Annotated in this window: 19 protein-coding genes and 1 pseudogene; 11 read left to right on the top strand and 9 right to left on the bottom strand. The window is 63.9% G+C overall.

Translation table 11 applies throughout. The features are described 5' to 3' along the window. The first annotated feature begins 89 nt into the window (after positions 1 to 89). Positions 90 to 539: a GNAT family N-acetyltransferase gene (locus PMI42_RS37800; protein WP_081502874.1), complete on the top strand. Its 450-nt coding sequence runs from the start codon at positions 90 to 92 to the stop codon at positions 537 to 539. Positions 540 to 734: 195 nt separating this feature from the next. Here PMI42_RS37800 and PMI42_RS05270 read toward each other — a convergent pair whose 3' ends face one another. Further along, positions 735 to 1,310 carry a nucleoside/nucleotide kinase family protein gene (locus PMI42_RS05270; RefSeq protein ID WP_202802802.1) on the bottom strand — a complete coding sequence of 192 codons (576 nt, stop codon included), beginning with the start codon at positions 1,308 to 1,310 and terminating at the stop codon, positions 735 to 737. Positions 1,311 to 1,622: 312 nt separating this feature from the next. Continuing rightward, the gene (locus tag PMI42_RS05275; RefSeq protein ID WP_008131247.1) at positions 1,623 to 2,129 is read right to left on the bottom strand and encodes a DUF1993 domain-containing protein; all 507 of its coding nucleotides are present in this window, start codon (positions 2,127 to 2,129) and stop codon (positions 1,623 to 1,625) included. Between the two features lie 132 nt (positions 2,130 to 2,261). On the opposite strand from PMI42_RS05275, the gene PMI42_RS05280 reads away from it, so the two are divergent. Both PMI42_RS05280 and PMI42_RS05285 read left to right on the top strand, forming a co-directional pair. Then, positions 2,262 to 2,831 carry a TetR/AcrR family transcriptional regulator gene (locus PMI42_RS05280; RefSeq protein ID WP_008131249.1) on the top strand — a complete coding sequence of 190 codons (570 nt, stop codon included), beginning with the start codon at positions 2,262 to 2,264 and terminating at the stop codon, positions 2,829 to 2,831. Between the two features lie 173 nt (positions 2,832 to 3,004). After that, positions 3,005 to 3,895: a L,D-transpeptidase gene (locus tag PMI42_RS05285; protein ID WP_035964572.1), complete on the top strand. Its 891-nt coding sequence runs from the start codon at positions 3,005 to 3,007 to the stop codon at positions 3,893 to 3,895. A 363-nt stretch (positions 3,896 to 4,258) separates the two neighbouring features. Here the strand turns inward: PMI42_RS05285 and PMI42_RS05290 are convergent, their stop codons facing one another. Then, a complete protein-coding gene (locus PMI42_RS05290) occupies positions 4,259 to 4,510 on the bottom strand; it encodes a hypothetical protein (RefSeq protein ID WP_035964575.1) in 252 nt (83 codons plus the stop codon). 555 nt (positions 4,511 to 5,065) lie between these two features. Here PMI42_RS05290 and PMI42_RS05295 point away from each other — a divergent pair. From PMI42_RS05295 to PMI42_RS39965, 8 genes are all read left to right on the top strand, one after another. Next, positions 5,066 to 6,232, top strand: a complete 1,167-nt coding sequence (locus PMI42_RS05295; RefSeq protein WP_008131255.1) for a cytochrome P450 — start codon at positions 5,066 to 5,068, stop codon at positions 6,230 to 6,232. Between the two features lie 542 nt (positions 6,233 to 6,774). Then, positions 6,775 to 7,725 carry a sulfonate ABC transporter substrate-binding protein gene (locus PMI42_RS05300; RefSeq protein ID WP_008131257.1) on the top strand — a complete coding sequence of 317 codons (951 nt, stop codon included), beginning with the start codon at positions 6,775 to 6,777 and terminating at the stop codon, positions 7,723 to 7,725. A 2-nt stretch (positions 7,726 to 7,727) separates the two neighbouring features. Next, positions 7,728 to 7,850 carry a hypothetical protein gene (locus tag PMI42_RS40620; protein WP_283805793.1) on the top strand — a complete coding sequence of 41 codons (123 nt, stop codon included), beginning with the start codon at positions 7,728 to 7,730 and terminating at the stop codon, positions 7,848 to 7,850. Between the two features lie 10 nt (positions 7,851 to 7,860). Further along, positions 7,861 to 9,018, top strand: a complete 1,158-nt coding sequence (ssuD, locus tag PMI42_RS05305; protein ID WP_008131260.1) for an FMNH2-dependent alkanesulfonate monooxygenase — start codon at positions 7,861 to 7,863, stop codon at positions 9,016 to 9,018. Further along, entirely contained in the window at positions 9,015 to 9,821 is an 807-nt protein-coding gene (gene ssuC / locus PMI42_RS05310) for an aliphatic sulfonate ABC transporter permease SsuC (RefSeq protein WP_008131262.1), read from the top strand. Before ssuD ends, ssuC begins: the two co-directional genes overlap by 4 nt. A 20-nt stretch (positions 9,822 to 9,841) precedes the next feature. Next, complete coding sequence (locus PMI42_RS05315) at positions 9,842 to 10,681, top strand: ATP-binding cassette domain-containing protein (RefSeq protein ID WP_008131264.1); 840 nt, start codon at positions 9,842 to 9,844, stop codon at positions 10,679 to 10,681. 32 nt (positions 10,682 to 10,713) lie between these two features. After that, a complete protein-coding gene (locus PMI42_RS05320) occupies positions 10,714 to 11,295 on the top strand; it encodes a flavin reductase family protein (RefSeq protein WP_008131266.1) in 582 nt (193 codons plus the stop codon). A 98-nt stretch (positions 11,296 to 11,393) separates the two neighbouring features. Continuing rightward, positions 11,394 to 11,549, top strand: a complete 156-nt coding sequence (locus tag PMI42_RS39965) for a hypothetical protein (protein ID WP_008131268.1) — start codon at positions 11,394 to 11,396, stop codon at positions 11,547 to 11,549. A gap of 116 nt (positions 11,550 to 11,665) precedes the next feature. On the opposite strand, the gene PMI42_RS05330 is transcribed toward PMI42_RS39965, so the two are convergent. The 6 genes and pseudogenes from PMI42_RS05330 to PMI42_RS40355 all read right to left on the bottom strand — a co-directional run. Next, a complete protein-coding gene (locus PMI42_RS05330; protein ID WP_008131269.1) occupies positions 11,666 to 12,814 on the bottom strand; it encodes a M20 family metallopeptidase in 1,149 nt (382 codons plus the stop codon). Positions 12,815 to 13,148: 334 nt separating this feature from the next. Further along, positions 13,149 to 14,534 (bottom strand): sigma-54-dependent transcriptional regulator FlbD, encoded by a 1,386-nt coding sequence (gene flbD, locus PMI42_RS05335; protein WP_008131270.1) that lies wholly within the window; start codon positions 14,532 to 14,534, stop codon positions 13,149 to 13,151. Positions 14,535 to 14,588: 54 nt separating this feature from the next. Continuing rightward, positions 14,589 to 14,939 carry a flagellar motor switch protein FliN gene (gene fliN / locus PMI42_RS05340; protein ID WP_008131272.1) on the bottom strand — a complete coding sequence of 117 codons (351 nt, stop codon included), beginning with the start codon at positions 14,937 to 14,939 and terminating at the stop codon, positions 14,589 to 14,591. 3 nt (positions 14,940 to 14,942) lie between these two features. Next, positions 14,943 to 15,563: a FliH/SctL family protein gene (locus PMI42_RS05345; RefSeq protein WP_008131274.1), complete on the bottom strand. Its 621-nt coding sequence runs from the start codon at positions 15,561 to 15,563 to the stop codon at positions 14,943 to 14,945. Then, complete coding sequence (fliG, locus tag PMI42_RS05350; RefSeq protein WP_008131276.1) at positions 15,563 to 16,660, bottom strand: flagellar motor switch protein FliG; 1,098 nt, start codon at positions 16,658 to 16,660, stop codon at positions 15,563 to 15,565. The genes PMI42_RS05345 and fliG overlap by 1 nt, the downstream gene beginning before the upstream one ends. A gap of 75 nt (positions 16,661 to 16,735) precedes the next feature. Then, positions 16,736 to 16,913: pseudogene (locus PMI42_RS40355) on the bottom strand (flagellar basal-body MS-ring/collar protein FliF); the annotation flags it as partial.

Genomic DNA, 16,913 nt, shown 5'->3' on the forward strand with positions numbered 1-16,913 from the left:
TCAGGAACGCCGTTTCTGTCGCAAAAACGGTAGGATTGAGCGAAAACGGCTTGGGGTGCTAAATCGCGTCTGGACTGGAGGGAATCTCTATGTATTCGGCGCGCGATATCTCTATTCGCACAATCACCTACCTTGATGGCATTTCCCTACGATATGCTGTCTTGAAGCCGAACCCCGCCAAAGTGTCGGCCGGCCTAGTTCAATATGAGGATGAAGGTGCTGTTCATCTCGGCGCTGACGTGCAAGGCCAATTGGTAGCTGTGGCGTCATTCACGCCCTTCGCAGAAGATGGAAACCGCGATCTCGCCTCGTATCAGCTTCGAGGCGCGGCAACGCGAGCAGACCTCCAGGGAAAAGGTATAGGGCACAAACTGATTACCACTGGCATTGAAGCATGTTTTCTGCGTGGTGCCTCGTTGATTTGGTGCGATGGACGATCGGCCGCAAAGACCTTTTACGCGCGACTGGGCTTTGCACCTGCTGGCCCCGAATTCCAAACAGCGTCCGGACCTCATTTCCGTTTCCGTCGCTTTAGTTAGGAATTGCGCAATGTGGTCGAGGCATCTTCGTTCTCGTAGCGGCTGGCAATATCACGCCGCGCTCGCGATGTCCGGTTCTGGCCCTTCGCTCCGTTGAGGGGCGCTGCATGTCGGTTCAAAGGGAGTGACGGGAGGTTTGCAGTGGAGCGCCGGGTCGACGCTTTTGATCCGATGCTCACTTGCGGCTTGAACTGCTCAGATGACGATCGAGGGCGCTGAGAGATCGTTGTAGTCGACTACAATCGTTGCCTTCGCTTCCGGTTGGCACATGCGAAGATAGAGTCGCTGTCCCTCAACGTAGCGTCGGTTCGATGGAGCCGCAGGGTCGGGCGAGGATCCATCTCGCGCGGCGCACCGCGCAACGGACACAGCAAAGCTCGTTCGGAGGAAGACTGAAGCGTCCCAGTAGGCGAGCAGTTCGGGGCGATGCAGAAAGATGCCGTCTATCAGCAGGACGGAGGACGGCAGTGCCTCCAAATCATCGGCAGGAACAATTGCGTTGGTCTCATGATCGAAGAATGTTCGACGATACCGGCGAGAACCGCCGGGGCTGAGCGGGTCTAGCAAATATTTCCTCAATGCCGAGTAGTTGTAGGAATCTTCGAAAAACCCTTCCGGTGAGTGCCGCCCTCGCTGATATCTGACCGCCTTGGAATTATGAAATCCGTCCACTGACGCTCGAATGACAGGCCTCCCCATAGTCGCAAGGACGGCTCCGAGCTCATCGGCGAATGTGGTCTTTCCGGCCCCATCGACGCCGTCGATGGCCACGCGAACTGTCCGATCTCGCGGCGTCAGGAAAATGCGGTCGGCCAACGCGGCTAGTAATTGTCTTCGCTTTTCCATCTGGATTTACTGATCGATGCGGCTCGTTGAAACGCACGATCGCTCGCTTGCTCGTTCAGGCGGAGTTCGCCGGCTTGGCTCAGTGGGCCTCATGGCAACTCTGGCGTCCGCTTCGGGCCCACAAGCCGCCGAACACGTTCAATATCGTAGACTTCCGCTTTGCGTTGCCAAGCAGAAGTTTATGAGTACACGCCATGGGCAGATGGCGCCGTCGCGGCGCGCTCGGCAAGCTTCGCCTCAGGGCCCGCGGATGAAGTCTGCCTTGCCGATCTCCACCCCGTTGTGGCGCAGGATCGCGTAGGCGCAGGTCACGTGGAAGTAGAAATTCGGAATCACAAAGCCGAACAGATATTGCGTGGCGGGGAAGGTCATATCGTTGCCGGCGAGCTTCTGGGTGACGGTGCGGTCTTCGGCTCCCGTGAAATTCTCGGTCGGCACGCTCTCCAGGAAGGCGATGGCCTTGGCGAGGCGGTCCTTCAGGTCCGCCACGGTCCTGTCCTCATCGGGGAAGCCCGGGGTGTCCAATTGGGCCAGGCGCGCTGCGCCGCCTCTCGCCGTTTCCGTGGCGCGATGGATCTGGGTCGAGAAAGGCAGCATGTCGATGGCCAACCGGCTGCCGATTAGGACGGCCGGGTTCACCTTCTTCCGCTCGGCATAGGCGACTGCCTTGTCGAGGATGGCGTCGAGATTCTTCAGCGAGCGCACCATGCCGGGAACGGCGGCGTCGTACATGGAGAGGGACAAGGCAAATCTCCTGACGGAGTGACCCCCATTGGCGCTCGTTCGAGCGGCATTGCGGGATTCACGTACTATGGTGATCGCCATAGTATGGCGATCACCATAGCTCTGTCAAGCGAGGCGGGGTATGTTTGCGCCATGCCACGTAAAACTGACGCCCGCGCCCGCGCGATCGCCACCGCCGAACGACTGTTTCGCATCCAGGGTTATGCTGCGACCGGGTTGAACCAGATCATCGAAGAAAGTGGTTCGCCCAAGGGATCGTTCTACTTTCACTTTCCGCGCGGCAAGACCCAACTGGCGGAGGAAACCATCGATCCTTATGTCGCGAAGCGAGCGGCTGCGTTCCGACAAGTCTCGGCGAATACGACAGGCAACGCTCCGGATTTTTTCAAACAGGTTTTTGGGGCCATCGCGGCCGAAATGATTGCCGACGACTTCCAGTATGGATGTCTCATGCAAAATCTGGCGAATGAGCTGTCCCCGCTCGACGCCGAACTGACCAGACGGGTCGAACGCGGATTTGTCGATCTGACCGAAATCATCGCAGAGCATCTCCGGGGTTGCGGCTTCGCTCCCGCGCGCGCCTCCGCGAGTGCAGCCGCATTGATCGCTGCCATCGAAGGCGCACGAACCATTGCCCGCGTGGAACGCAAGCCGGCGATATTCAAGGCGCTGGCGGATATCTTTTGCCGAAGCTGCTCGTAATCCTCGTCCAAGCGCTCACGAGCTCACCATCGAGCGATGCGGCCGATCGCCATGTTGCCGAACATGAGTTCGGCGTTAACCATCGCCAACGGTTCCCCTCCAGGCGACATCGCTTCGAAGTTTCTTAAATGTTGCTGGGTACCTCTTTTGGGCATGGTGACCTGGGGTACGACATGAGCAAGCGGGCCAAACGTAAGAAGGCAGAGGCCCTCGCAATCCCCATGGCCGCGAGAGTTGCACTTGGCGCCGCGGCCGTCGCTGTCGCGGGATACGCTTTGCTGTCCGGGCCGGCGAACGAGCAACCGGTACGGACGCCTTCCGCGCGCGAAGCGCGGGCATCGTCAACGCCGGTCTATGTGGCAACGCCTGCTCGTGCAGCAGCGCCGACAGCGGCTGCGGCAGTGGCCCCGGCTCCGGCTGCGATTCCGGCCGCCGCGCCGGCTGCTCTGGTCGAACCGCCAAAAGCCGACGCCGGCGTTCCCGGCGCACTCGTCCGGCAGGTGGTCGATTACGCCAGCCGCCAGGCACCGGGCACCGTGATCATCGATACCGGAAACACATTCCTCTATTTCGTTCTGAACGACAGGCAGGCGATGCGCTACGGCATCGGTGTCGGCCGCGAAGGTTTCACCTGGTCCGGCGAGCAGACTGTGGCCCGCAAGGCAGAATGGCCGGATTGGCATCCGCCCGCGGAGATGGTCGGGCGTCAGCCTTATCTGCCGCGGTTCATGGCGGGCGGCCCCGGCAATCCGCTCGGCGCACGGGCGATGTATCTGGGCGAAACCGAATATCGCATTCACGGCACCAACAATCCCGATACGATCGGGAAGAAGGTTTCCTCCGGCTGCATCCGGCTCACCAATGACGACGTCACCGATCTCTACGAGCGGGTGAAGGTTGGCGCGAAGGTGATCGTGCTGCCAAATTCTGTCCGTCGGCCATCCCAGACGGCGCCGTCCGACGCCGCCTTCCGGTTGCCGGACCCGGCATCGCCGTCGAAGCGGCCGCTGGCGGCCAACGCGCAGATGCTGCCGTCTGGACAGAAGGTCGCCGAGGCGAAGTAACGCGAGCCTCTGTCATCGGTCTGCGACCCAATGCTCGCGAAGGTGCGCCAGGAGGCGCTGATCGCCTTCGTGCGCAGGCTCATTTACCGGCCGATCTTCTTGATGCAAGTTGGTTCGCTGTTGGGGTGAGGTGTGCAATCCCAGTCGGGTCCAAAGCCTGCGCTGGCGTTCCGTTGTGGCAGGAAGGGGTAATAAATCACAACCGTCGCAAAGATAGCGACGGCGACAATTGCCGACACGAGCATCCATACCATGCCCGCGCGATCCGGACTCCAATGGAGTCGTCGGATGGATCGGTGCTTCCTTGGATTGGGATGCTTCATTGTCGTATCATCGATGTGGTCTTGCCGATACTTTGCGCATTTAAGCGGTCTTGCCATGCCTATCGGCCTGGGATTGTACCCCGCCAATCCCAAGCTCGAGAGCCGCCGCGATCCGTTCCAATCCTGCGTTCGTTCGGCGCGTCTCGGCAATCTGCTGCTCATATAGATCAATCATTGTGGCGCCGGACGAGGTACGTTGGCGCATCGCACGTACCGCCAGGATCGATCCACCCACCATTAGGATGAACGGCCACCAAGAGTACATCGCAAGCAGAATATCGGTCAGGGTCACTCAGAGCCTCCTATGCCCGGTAACGTTGATCAGTTTCTGTGGTTTTTCTCGAGAGCAGCAGCGATCCTCTCCATCGCAGCACTCGTTCCATATGTTTCTGTGAGGTGCTGCTCCCGCAACTCGATCATCGATGCTCCGGAAGCTGCGCGTTCCCGGCATAATCGCCCTAACACGATCCATCCTGCGGGTATCAAGATGACAGGCCATGCGTAGTACAGGACAACAGCCCAATCGGATGGTTGCATGCGATTTGCACCGAAGCTTTCGATCTCGTCGATTGCAACTTAAGCGATAATTGATCAAATCACATGTCAGGTCTGCCCTCACGATTAATAGATCGTTGCTGGGCTATTGGCGGCGAACGTGCGGAATTGGCCAGTGATGAACGTTCACGATCGCGTTTGTCGATGTCCGCTGGTTGAGGCGATCGTGCCTCTGCGCATCCGACTTGTGAACACACGCCTCAATGCGTCCGTCCCTATCGCTAGGGACAGACGCCGGCGCCGGATTTCGATAGTCTCGCCTGAATCAATCGAGATCCGGGAGGAGACCGCCTTGAGCACCGCGCCGCGCATCGACATCGATCCTGCCGCGTTCTGGGCCGACCCCTATCCGATGCTCGCAAAGCTGCGCAAGGAGGCGCCGATCGCCTTCGTGCCGCAGCTCGGCTCGACGCTGCTCACCAGCCGCGACGACATCTCGATCTCCGAGAAACAGATCGACGTGTTCTCCTCGCACCAGCCTGCCGGCCTGATGAACCGGCTGATGGGCCACAACATGATGCGCAAGGACGGCGAGGCGCATCAAATCGAGCGGCGCGCGATGTTTCCGACGGTGTCGCCGAAGACGGTGAAGGCGCACTGGACCGCGCTGTTCCAGGCCCATGCCGATCGCATCATCGACGCCATCGAGCCCGGCAGCCGCATCGACTTCATGCGCGACTTCGCGCTGCCGTTCTCCGGCGAATGCCTGAAGTCGATCACCGGCCTTACCAATATCGGCTTCGCCGATATGGATGCATGGTCGCAGGGCATGATCGAGGGCATCGCCAATTACGCCGGCGATCCCGCGGTCGAGGCGCGCTGCCATGCCGCGACGTCGGGCATCGACGCTGCGATCGACGACATCCTGCCCGTGATGCGCAAGAACCCTGACCAGAGCATTCTTGGCGTACTCCTCACTGCGGGCATGCCGATGGAGAGCGTGCGCGCAAATGTAAAACTTGCGATCTCAGGCGGGCAGAACGAGCCACGCAAAGCGATCGCCGGCACGGTGTGGGCGCTGCTGACCCATCCCGAACAGCTCGCTCTCGTGCGCAACGGCGAGGTGAGCTGGCTCGACGCCTTCGAGGAATATGCCCGCTGGATCTCGCCGATCGGCATGTCGCCGCGGCGCATCGCAAAGCCGTGGATGATCCGCGACGTTGGCTTCGAAACCGACGAGCGCGTGTTCCTGATGTTCGGCTCGGCCAATCGCGACGAGAAGCATTTTGAGCGCGCCGATGAGTTTGATGTGCGGCGCGACACCTCCAAGAGCGTCGCCTTCGGCGCCGGCCCGCATTTCTGCGCCGGCGCCTGGGCCTCACGCGCCATGATCGCGGACGTCGCGCTGCCGACGGTGTTTTCGCGCGCCGCAAAACTCGAGATCGCCGATGACGAGCCGGTGCGGATCGGCGGCTGGGCCTTCAGGGGCTTGCAGAATTTGCCGGTGAAGTGGCATTAGCTCGCGAAGCATTTGTGCTTTGCGCCAACGGCCGGCGAGCGGTCGCCACACACTCGGTGTCATCGCCCGCGAAGGCGGGCGATCCAGTACGCCGCGGCAGTCGTGTGAAGCGTTGACGTCTCCGGAATACTGGATTCCCCGCCTTCGCGGGGAATGACAGCGGAGAGTGGAGTGGCCTCGCGCCCTGCCAACCCCCACTCCGCCATGATGCCATCCTGGCCCTGTTTTGCCCGACGTGTCAACGACTTTTTCGGATAAATCGCAAGTCATTGTTTTCGCACGCCCCGGCTACTGTGCATGGGGTTGTTTTCGCGCTTTTTGTTCCGGCCGCGCGTCCGAGACGGATCGCGCGCCGCCTTCACATCCGCGTGCGGAAAAATTCCATCTGCGTTCGCTCGGCCGCTCGAAAGATTAATCATGCGCGGCGGCCTGCGCACAGCGCTCGCATCGCTATTTTCCCGGGCGTCTCGACACTCCTCCCGCTCCGCACCATCATTCTCGAACACGAATGAATGACGGCCGCATCCGGCCGGGAGTGTGGAATGCAGCGTCGTGACTTTCTGAGACTCTCTGTTGGAACAGCAGCGGCAGCTGCATTCGGGTCGCGCGCGAACGCGCAGGGCGCCGTGAAGGAAATTCGTATCGGCTACCAGAAGACCGGCGTGCTGGTGATCGCGCGTCAGCAGGCCACCTTGGAAAAACATTTCAAGGCGCAGGGCATCGAGGTGAAATGGATCGAGTTCTCCTCGGGTCCGCCGATGATGGAGGCGATGAATGTCGGCAGCGTCGATTATGGCGCGGTCGGGGATTCCCCGCCGGTGTTCGCGCAGGCCGCCGGTGCCGCGATCGTCTATGCCGCCGGCCAGCCCATCACCAACGGCCAGGGCATATTGGTGCCGAAGGATTCGCCGATCCGCTCCATCGCCGATCTGAAGGGCAAGCGGATCGGCTTCACCAAGGGGTCCAGCGCCCACAATGTCGTGGTGCAGACGCTGGAGAAGGCGGGGCTCACCTATGCCGACATCACCCCGGTCTATCTGACGCCGCCGGATGCGGGACCGGCGTTCGCCAATGGCAGTATCGAGGCCTGGGCGATCTGGGATCCGTATTTCGCGATCGGCGAGACCAGGCAGAACGGCCGCATCCTGATCAATGCGCGCGACGTCACCAAGACCAATTCCTTCTACATCGCCAACCGCGATTTCGCCAAGAACCACGGCGCCATCCTGCAACAGATCGTCGATGTGACGACCGCCACCGGTCGATGGGCCGAACAGCACCGCGACGAGGTCGCCCGATCACTGGCGGCGATCACCGGCGTTCCGCTCGACATCCAGACCGTCGCGGCCGACCGCGCGAACTTCGTGATCGGCCCCGTCACCGACGACATCGTCACGACCCAGCAGGGCGTGGCCGACCGGTTCACCAAGCTCGGCCTGATTCCGAAGCCGATCGTCATTCGTGACATCGTCTGGCGCAACCCGGCGGCCTGATCGTGCCCACCAGCCTTCCCCATTCAAAAGGTGTCAACATGAGGCGCATCCTTCAACGCGTGATCGCGGCCATCGTCATGTCGGTCGGCATCGTCGCCGCCGCCGTCGGCACGACCTACGGCTAGGAGCACGTCCATGAGCAAGAGCAACATCCTCTGGTTCCTGCCGACCCACGGCGACGGCCGCTATCTCGGCACCGGCATCGGCGGCCGCGAGGTCAATTTCAACTATCTGCGCCAGGTCGCGCAGGCCGCCGACCAGCTCGGCTATTTCGGCGTGCTGTTGCCGACCGGGCGGTCGTGCGAGGATTCCTGGATCGTCGCCTCATCGGTCGCGCCGTTCACCGAGCGGCTGCGCTATCTCGTGGCCGTCAGGCCCGGCCTGCAATCGCCGAGCGTGGCGGCGCGCATGACCGCGACGCTGGACCGCGTCACCAACGGCCGGCTCCTGATCAACGTCGTCACCGGCGGCGATCCCGTCGAGAACAAGGGCGACGGCATCTTCCTCAAGCACGACGAGCGCTACGAGGTCACCCGCGAGTTCCTCAACGTCTATAGCGACCTGCTGGCGGGCAAGACCGTCAATGTCGAGGGCAAGCACATCCACATCGAGGACGGCAAGCTGCTGTTTCACCCGGTGCAGTCGCCGCGCCCGCCGCTTTATTTCGGCGGCTCGTCGGATGCGGGCATCGATGTCGCCGTCGACGCCGTCGACAAATACCTCACCTGGGGCGAGCCGCCGGCGCTGGTTGCCGAGAAGATCACGAAGGTGAGGGACGTCGCCGCCGCGCGCGGGCGAAAGCTGTCCTTCGGCATCCGCCTTCATGTGATTGTCCGCGAGACCAATGAGGCGGCCTGGCAGGCGGCGGACGAGCTGATCAAGCATGTCAGCGACGACACGATTGCGACCGCGCAGAAGAACTTTGCCCGCATGGACTCGGTCGGCCAGCAGCGCATGGCGCAGCTGCACGGCGGCAAGCGCGACAAGCTCGAGATCGCCCCGAACCTGTGGGCCGGTGTCGGCCTCGTCCGCGGCGGCGCCGGCACCGCGCTCGTTGGCGACGCCCAGACCGTCGCGGCGCGCATCAAGGAGTATCAGGACATCGGCATCGATACTTTCATCATGTCGGGCTATCCGCATCTGGAGGAAGCCTATCGCTTCGCCGAGCTGGTGTTCCCGCTGCTCTCGCTCGATCACGGCAGCAACGTGACGCGGCTGCATCACAACAGCGGTCCGTTCGGTGAAACCGTCGGCAACGACTACCGTCCGCATAAACTGGTATCGCAGTCATGAGCCTCATCGACAGTATTTCCCTGCCACGCAGGATTCGCCTGCCGCGCGCGGACGGCCTGGTCCAGTGGATCGTGCCGCTTGCCATCATCGCGATCTGGCAGCTCGCCTGCGCCACGGGCTTCGTGCCGACGCGGGTGCTGCCGGCCCCGACCGACGTCGCGCTCGCCGGCTGGAAGCTGCTGCTGTCGGGCGAGCTCGCGCGCAACATCTGGGTCTCGTTCTGGCGCGCCTCGATCGGCTTTTTGATCGGCGGCAGCATCGGCTTCGCCTTCGGGCTCGCCAACGGCCTGTCGCAGCTGTCGGCCAAGCTCACCGACACCACGCTGCAGATGGTCCGCAACGTGCCGCATCTGGCGCTGATCCCGCTGGTCATCCTCTGGTTCGGCATCGACGAGAGCGCCAAGCTGTTCCTGGTGGCGCTGGGCGTGTTCTTCCCGATCTACCTCAACACGCTGCACGGCATCCGCACCGTCGATCCGCAACTGATCGAGATGGGCCGCATCTACGGCATGACCGACGGCGAGCTGTTCCGCCGCGTGATCTTCCCGGGCGCGCTGCCTTCGATCTTCGTCGGCATCCGCTTCGCGCTCGGCATCATGTGGCTGACGCTCATCGTCGCCGAGACCATCGCGGCGTCCTCGGGGCTGGGCTACATGGCGATGCAGGCACGCGAGTTCATGCTGATCGACGTGGTCGTGCTCTCGATCCTGATCTACGCCTTGCTCGGCAAGCTCGCCGACAGCGCCTCCCGCGTGCTGGAGCGCCTCACGCTCTCCTGGCACCCCGCCTTTCAGAAACGTTGAGCAGAAATACTGGGAATCACATGCAGACAGCGCTTCGTACGTCCCTTCCCGAAACCGAGCTCGCCAGCCGCGCCAATTTCGCGCCTCACGCCCGTGTGGTGCGCGAGGAGCGGCCGGCGCAGACCTCTGGGCTGCCGCTGAGCATCCGTGGCTTGCGAAAATCCTTCGGCGACAACGAGGTGCTGCGCGGTATCGACCTGCATATCCCCGCCGGCCAGTTCGTCGCGATCGTCGGCAAGAGCGGTTGCGGCAAGAGCACGCTGCTGCGCCTCATCGCCGGTCTGGACAAGATCGATGCTGGCAGCATCAGCTTCGGTGATGCGGCGGTCAAGCCGGAGGACATCCGGGTGATGTTCCAGGAGCCGCGGCTGCTGCCCTGGGCGCGCGTGCTCTCCAATGTCGAGGTCGGTCTCGGCCGCGATCGTGCGTCAAAGGATGCGCACGCCCGTGCCGAGAAGGCGCTGACCGAGGTTGGCCTCGCCGACAAGCGCGACCAATGGCCCTCGGTGCTGTCGGGCGGCCAGAAACAGCGCGTCGCGCTCGGCCGCGCGCTGGTTTCCCGGCCGCGCGTGCTCGCCTTCGACGAGCCGCTCGGCGCGCTGGACGCGCTGACCCGGATCTCGATGCAGCGGCTGCTGGAGCGCGTCTGGCGCGACCAGGGCTTTACCGCGATCCTCGTCACCCACGACGTCTCCGAGGCGGTCGCGCTGGCCGACCGGGTACTGGTGATCGACGAGGGCCGCATCGCCCATGACGTTACGGTTAACGCCGCCCGGCCGCGCGAGCGCGGCTCGGCCGAGCTCGCCGGCCTCGAAGGCTCGATCCTGAGCCACCTTTTGTCCGCGGACGATCGTACCTAAATAGAGAGGACCCCGCTTCGGGGGAGCATGCCATGAATGTAGTGCCCCGCGACCTCATGACCGAAATCCCCCTCTCGTCTGCCGATTTCCGTAATGCCATGCGCCACCTCACCGGCGGCGTCAGTATCATCACCGCCGGCCGGGGCAAGGACATCACCGGCATGACGGTGACCTCGGTCACCTCGCTGTCGGTCGAGCCGCCGACGCTGCTGGTCAGCATCAACCGCGATGCCTCGTCCTTCCCGCTGATCCGGCGCCATGGCGCTTTCGGCGTGAACATCCTCAACGCCGACCAGCTCGAAATTGCCGAACGCTTTGCCGGCAAGGGCGGGCTGAAGGGCGCCGATCGCTTTGCAGGCAGCCAGTGGGTGACGTCGGTTTCCGGCGTTCCGTTATTGGTCGGCGCGCTCTCGGCCTTCGACTGCGAGGTCGAGGAGATCGTCGAGCGGCACTCGCACGGCATCGTCATCGGCCGTGTCAGGGACATCAGGAGCTCGACCCGCAACGCGGCGCTGGCCTATTGGCACGGCCAGTATGTGGCGGTCGACCAGGACGAAGACGCGGCAAGGCTCGCCGATGTCAGCGTTCCCGCGCGCGTCCGGCGCGGCGTTTGACCGCCGCAAAGAGGCGTCGCTCAGGCTGGCCTTTTTCCCGTCATCGCTCTAGAAGCGCTGCCTGAGCCGTCCCGCCGGGACGGCAATGGAGCCGAACGATGAAGCGCGTCGCCACCTGGGCCTTCTATGCCATCGGCGCGCTGGCGATCGCCTATCTCGCGCTCTACGCCTATGCGATGTTCTCAGGCCAGCCGATCGTGCCGGGCGACCCCATCCACATTTTTCGCAAGCCGGACGCACCGAGTTATTCGTAGAGCTTGGTCGGTCTCGTAGGGTGGGCAAAGGCGCATTTGCGCCGTGCCCACGTCTTTCCATCAAGCAGGCAAAGACGTGGGCACGCTTCGCTTTGCCCACCCTACGGCACCTGTCTTCACCCCCGCAAAATCGCCAGCGCCAGCGCCTGTGCGCGCGGCACGATGCTGTCGATCTCCAGATATTCCTCCGGCGTGTGCGCGAGCCCGCCGACCGGCCCGAGGCCGCAGATGGTCGGCGTGCCGACCGCGGCGGTGAAGCCGGAATCGGCGCAGCCGCCGGAGAACTCCCCCTGGAGCGTGGTGAGGCCGACCTGCCTGGCGGCGGCCTGGTAGCCTTCGAACAGCGTCTTCGAGGCCTCGCTCTGCACCACCGGAACGAACTCGCCCTTGATCGTCAGCGTCGCACTCGTGCCCGGCACGTAAGAGGTCGCAACGATCTTATCGATCGCGGCCATGATCCTGGCGCGATCGGCCGGATCGACATAGCGCAGGTCGATCTGCCCCTCGGCGGAGGGCGCCGTGGTGTTGACCGACTGCCCGCCAGAGACGAGGCCCACGTTGAGCGTGATGCCCTTGTCCAGATCGGTCAACGCATGGATCTGCACGATCTTGTGCGCGAGCTCGCCGATCGCGCTGATTCCGGCGGCGAAATTGGCGCCGGAATGCGCGGCCTTGCCGGTGATCGTCATGTGCATGAAGATGCCGCCCTTGCGCCCCGTCACGACATTGCCTGTGGGGCGCCCCGGCTCGGAATTGAAGACGGCGCGCGCGGCGCGTCCCTCGCGTTCGATCACGGGGCGCGAGGAGGGCGAGCCGATCTCCTCGTCCGAGGTGATCAGCACCTTGATCGGATGCGGCGAGCCGCCGAACTTGTGGAAGGCGGTCGCAACGAACACGTTCATGACGAGGCCGGACTTCATGTCGGCGACGCCGGGGCCATAGGCGCGGTTGTCCTTGATCGTGAACGGACGCCGTCCGGCCTCGCCCTTGCCGAATACGGTGTCGCGGTGCCCCATCAACAGCACCGGCTTCTCGTTGCTGCCGGGCTTTGCCACGTCGGCATGGATCGCGTCGCCGAAGGCGCCGTCGGCCTCGCGCCGGAACGGAATGCCATGCTCGGCAAAATGCCGCTCGAACCGCGCACCGACCGCATCGACGCCTTCCTTGTCATAGGACCCGGAATCGATGTTCACGACGTCGCGCAGCAGATCGATCATCGCCTGCCGCTGCGACGCCAGCCAGTCCGTGATTTGAGCTTCAGACATGTTTATCCTCGTGTGGTTCTCGCGCGGGGTTATAGGGCGTTGCGCAGGCGCGACCTAGTCGCCCGATGCGGTGCGGCCATGTGTTTCGCTCCGGTAGCCCGGATGAGCGAAGCGATATCCGGGAGCGCTCTCGCCAGGAGCGCCCCGCACGTCGCTGCGCTCATGCGGGCTACGACCCTTCGTTTACCGTCACCCCGAGGTGCGAGCTGAGCGGCGCAAATGCGCCGCTTGGCGGCCCTCGAAGGATGGCGGAGCGCGCGTTGGCGCACTTGGCAAAAGAAAATGCCCGGGACCAGCCCGGGCATTCGCATTCTCCCAATTCACGCTGAGGCCTTTACGCCCCCACCATCGGCATCCGCGGATACTCGCCTGGCGTGCCCGCCGGCGTGATCGGGATGCCGCCGTCGGCATATTCGTTGAGCTTGTTGCGCAGCGTGCGGATCGAGATGCCCAGGATATTCGCGGCATGGGTCCGGTTGCCGAGGCAGTGCTTGAGCGTCTCCAGGATCAGGTCGCGCTCGACGTCCGCCACGGTGCGGCCAACGAGGGCGCGCGTCACCTGCTCGGCGGCCATGGTCGCATGCGCCACGGCCGGGACCGTCTTGGCAAGGTCGAGGCGGTCGCCGTCCGGAGTGAGGATGGCTTCGGGGCCGATCTCGTCGCCCTGCGCCATCAGCACCGAGCGATGCATGGTGTTTTCGAGCTCGCGGACGTTGCCCTGCCAGCGGTTGGTCGAGAGCACGCGGCGCGCTTCCGCCGAGATCGGGCGCACCGGCACGCCGTTGGCCTCGGCGTATTTCTTCACGAAATGCTGGGCCAGCTCGAGGATGTCGAGCGGACGCTCGCGCAGCGGCGGGATCTTCAGGTTCACGACGTTGAGGCGGAACAGCAGATCCTCGCGGAACGTGCCTTCGCGCACGGCATCCGCCAGATTGCGGTTCGAGGTCGCGATGATGCGGATGTCGACCGGCACTGGCTTGGTACCGCCGACGCGGTCGATCACGCGCTCCTGGATGGCGCGCAGCAGTTTGGATTGCAGGCGGACGTCCATCTCCGAGATTTCGTCCAGCAGCAGCGTGCCGCCGGTCGCCTCTTCGAACTTGCCGATGCGGCGGGCGATGGCGCCGGTGAAGGCGCCCTTCTCGTGGCCGAACAGCTCGGATTCCAGCAGATGCTCGGGGATCGCGGCGCAGTTGATCGAGATGAACGGGCGCTTGGCGCGGGCCGAGCGGGTGTGGACGTAGCGGGCCAGCACTTCCTTGCCGGTTCCGGATTCGCCGGTGATCATCACCGAGGCGTCGGAGCCCGCGATCTGCTGCGCGAGCTTGACGACCTTCGCCATCGCCTCGTCGCGATAGATCAGCTCGCGGGAATCGTTGGCGACGGCGGCGAGCACCGCGGCGATCAGCTCCGGATCCGGCGGCAGCGGGATGTATTCCTTGGCGCCGGCATGGATCGCGGCGACCGCGGCGCGGGCGTCGTTGGTGATGCCGCAGGCGACGATCGGGGCGTGGATGTGCTCGGCTTCCAGCCGCATCACGAGGTCGCGGATGTCGAGGGCGACGTCGACCAGCAGCAGGTCGGCACCCTTGCCCCCGCGCAGCACGCGCATCGCCTGCTCGTGATCCTCGGCGTGGGTCACGGTGGCGCCGTTCTCCATCGCGATCTTGGTGGCGGTGGTGAGCTGGCCCTTCAATGTGCCAACGATGAGAAGCCGCATGTCAGTCTCCTGTCCGTCTGGTCGCGCTGCCGCGCGTCATTCCCTGTATTCGTGTTACGTACGTTCGGTCTTGATGATTTCGGTCATCGTCACGCCGAGCTTGTCCTCGACCAGGACGACTTCGCCGCGGGCGACCAGCTTGTTGTTGACGTAGATGTCGATGGCCTCGCCGACGCGGCGGTCGAGTTCGAGCACGGTGCCGGGCCCGAGCTTCAACAGCTCGCCGACATCCATCTTGGAGCGGCCGAGCACGGCCGAGACCTGCACCGGTACGTCGAACACGGCCTCGAGGTCGGCGGCGGCGCGCGCCGCATATTCGTCCTCGTTGTAGCCGACGTCGGTGCCGGTGGGCGGCAGCGGGCCGTTGAGATCGGGCAGCGGGACCTGTCCGTCGGTGTCGCTCATGGCTTAGCTCCCCCTCCGGGACGCGATATAGCGTCCGACCATTTCGTCGATCTTGGCCGCGATGGCACCGCGCTCGAGCACGACGCCGCCATCGGCCCACTCGATCCGGCAGTCGCCGGTGGCGATTTCGGGCTCGGCCAGGATCACCAGCCGGCCCTCGAAGCCGCTCTGCTTGGCGAGCCGTTCGATCTTCTCGCGCGCGCTGTCGTACAGCGCATCGTTGATGCGGACGACGAGATGCGGCGTCGCGACCAGATGCGAGAAGCAGTCCTTGACCAGCGCCATGATCTCGCCGAGCGGTTCGGCGGCAACCAGATCGGCGCACAGCTTGCGTGCGACCGCGATCGCGACCTCGACCGCCTCGGTCTCCATCTTGGTCTCGATATTGCCGATGCCGGCGGCGACGCCCCGGATCGCGATGTTGATCTCTTCCATGGCGAGTGCGACGCGGCGGTCGCTCTCGGCCTTGGCTTCGCGCTGGCCGGCGGCGAAGCCGTCCTGATAGGCGCGCGCCTCGGCTTCGGCGACCTTCTGGGCGATTTCGGCCGCGGTCGCCGCCTTCTCGCGCGTCCGGTCGGGCGCCGCGAAGTCGTTGTCGAACAGGAATTTTGCCGGTGCGCCCATCAATACACCAGTTCGTCGTCGGCGCGGTTCTTGGTCAGCATGATCTCGCCCTTGGCGGCGAGGTCCTTGGCGAGGTTGACCAGCAGGGCCTGGGCCTCGTCGACGTCACGCAGGCGGACCGGGCCCATCGCGGCCATGTCGTCCTGGAGCATTTTTGCCGCGCGCGAGGACATGTTGCCGAAGAAGAAGTTGCGGACGTCCTCGTTGGCGCTCTTGAGCGCGACGCCGAGCTTGTCCTTGTCGACATTGCGCATCAGCGTCTGGGCCGAGCCGGAATCCAGCTTCACGAGGTCGTCGAAGGTGAACATCAGCGCCTTGATGCGCTCGGCCGATTCGCGGTTGTCCTCTTCCAGCGAGGTGATGAAGCGGGTTTCGGTCTGGCGGTCGAAATTGTTGAAGATTTCCGCCATCACCTCGTGGGCGTCGCGGCGGCGGGTCTGCGACAGGTTGGACATGAATTCGGTGCGCAGCGTCTTCTCCACGCTCTCGATCACCTCCTTCTGCACCGCTTCCATCTTCAGCATGCGGTTGACGACGTCGAGCGCGAGGTCTTCGGGGAAGATGCCGAGCACGCGTGCGGCGTGCTCCGGCTTCAGCTTCGACAGAACCACCGCGATGGTCTGCGGGTATTCGTTCTTGAGGTAGTTGGCGAGCACCTCTTCCTGCACGTTGGAGAGTTTCTCCCACATGTTGCGCCCCGCCGGGCCGCGGATCTCGTCCATGATGCCGTTGACGCGCTCCGGCGGCAGGTATTGCTGCAGCAGCCGTTCGGTGGCGTCGAAATTGCCCATCAGCGCACCCGAAGCCGACATGCGCGAGACGAATTCGAGCAGCATGTCTTCGACGGTGTCGACCTCGACGGTGCCGAGCGTCGACATCTCCAGCGAGAGCTGGCGCACCTCGTCATCGTCGAGCAGCGACCAGATTTTGCCGCCATATTGCTCGCCCAGCGCCAGCATCAGGATCGCGGCGCGCCGCGGTCCGGCCAATTGCTCGGCGCCCTTGCCGTTCTTGGCGCGGTCGCCGGCGCGCTGGCCGAGCGTGGAGATCACGCTCGTGATGTCGTTCGAATTGGCGTTTTGCAATGCGGCGGCCATGTCAGATCACTTCTTGATTCAGTTGGCTTTGAGGTACTTGGCGTAAGTTACGGGGCGTAAGTTAGTCGGCTCGGGTCATTTGGTCGGCTCGGAGAGCCACTGGCGGATGATGGCGACGGTTTCGTTGGGGTTGCGCTCGGCGAGCTCGCCGACGCGATGAACGGACTGGGCGTGGACCTGGCCCTGAATGGTGGCGACGTCGATCGCGCTGGCGCCGCCGCTCGGCAGGAGCGCCTGGCCGCCGGCGGGCGCA

The sequence above is a fragment of the Bradyrhizobium sp. YR681 genome (genome assembly GCF_000282615.1).
In the GTDB taxonomy this organism is placed as follows: domain Bacteria; phylum Pseudomonadota; class Alphaproteobacteria; order Rhizobiales; family Xanthobacteraceae; genus Bradyrhizobium.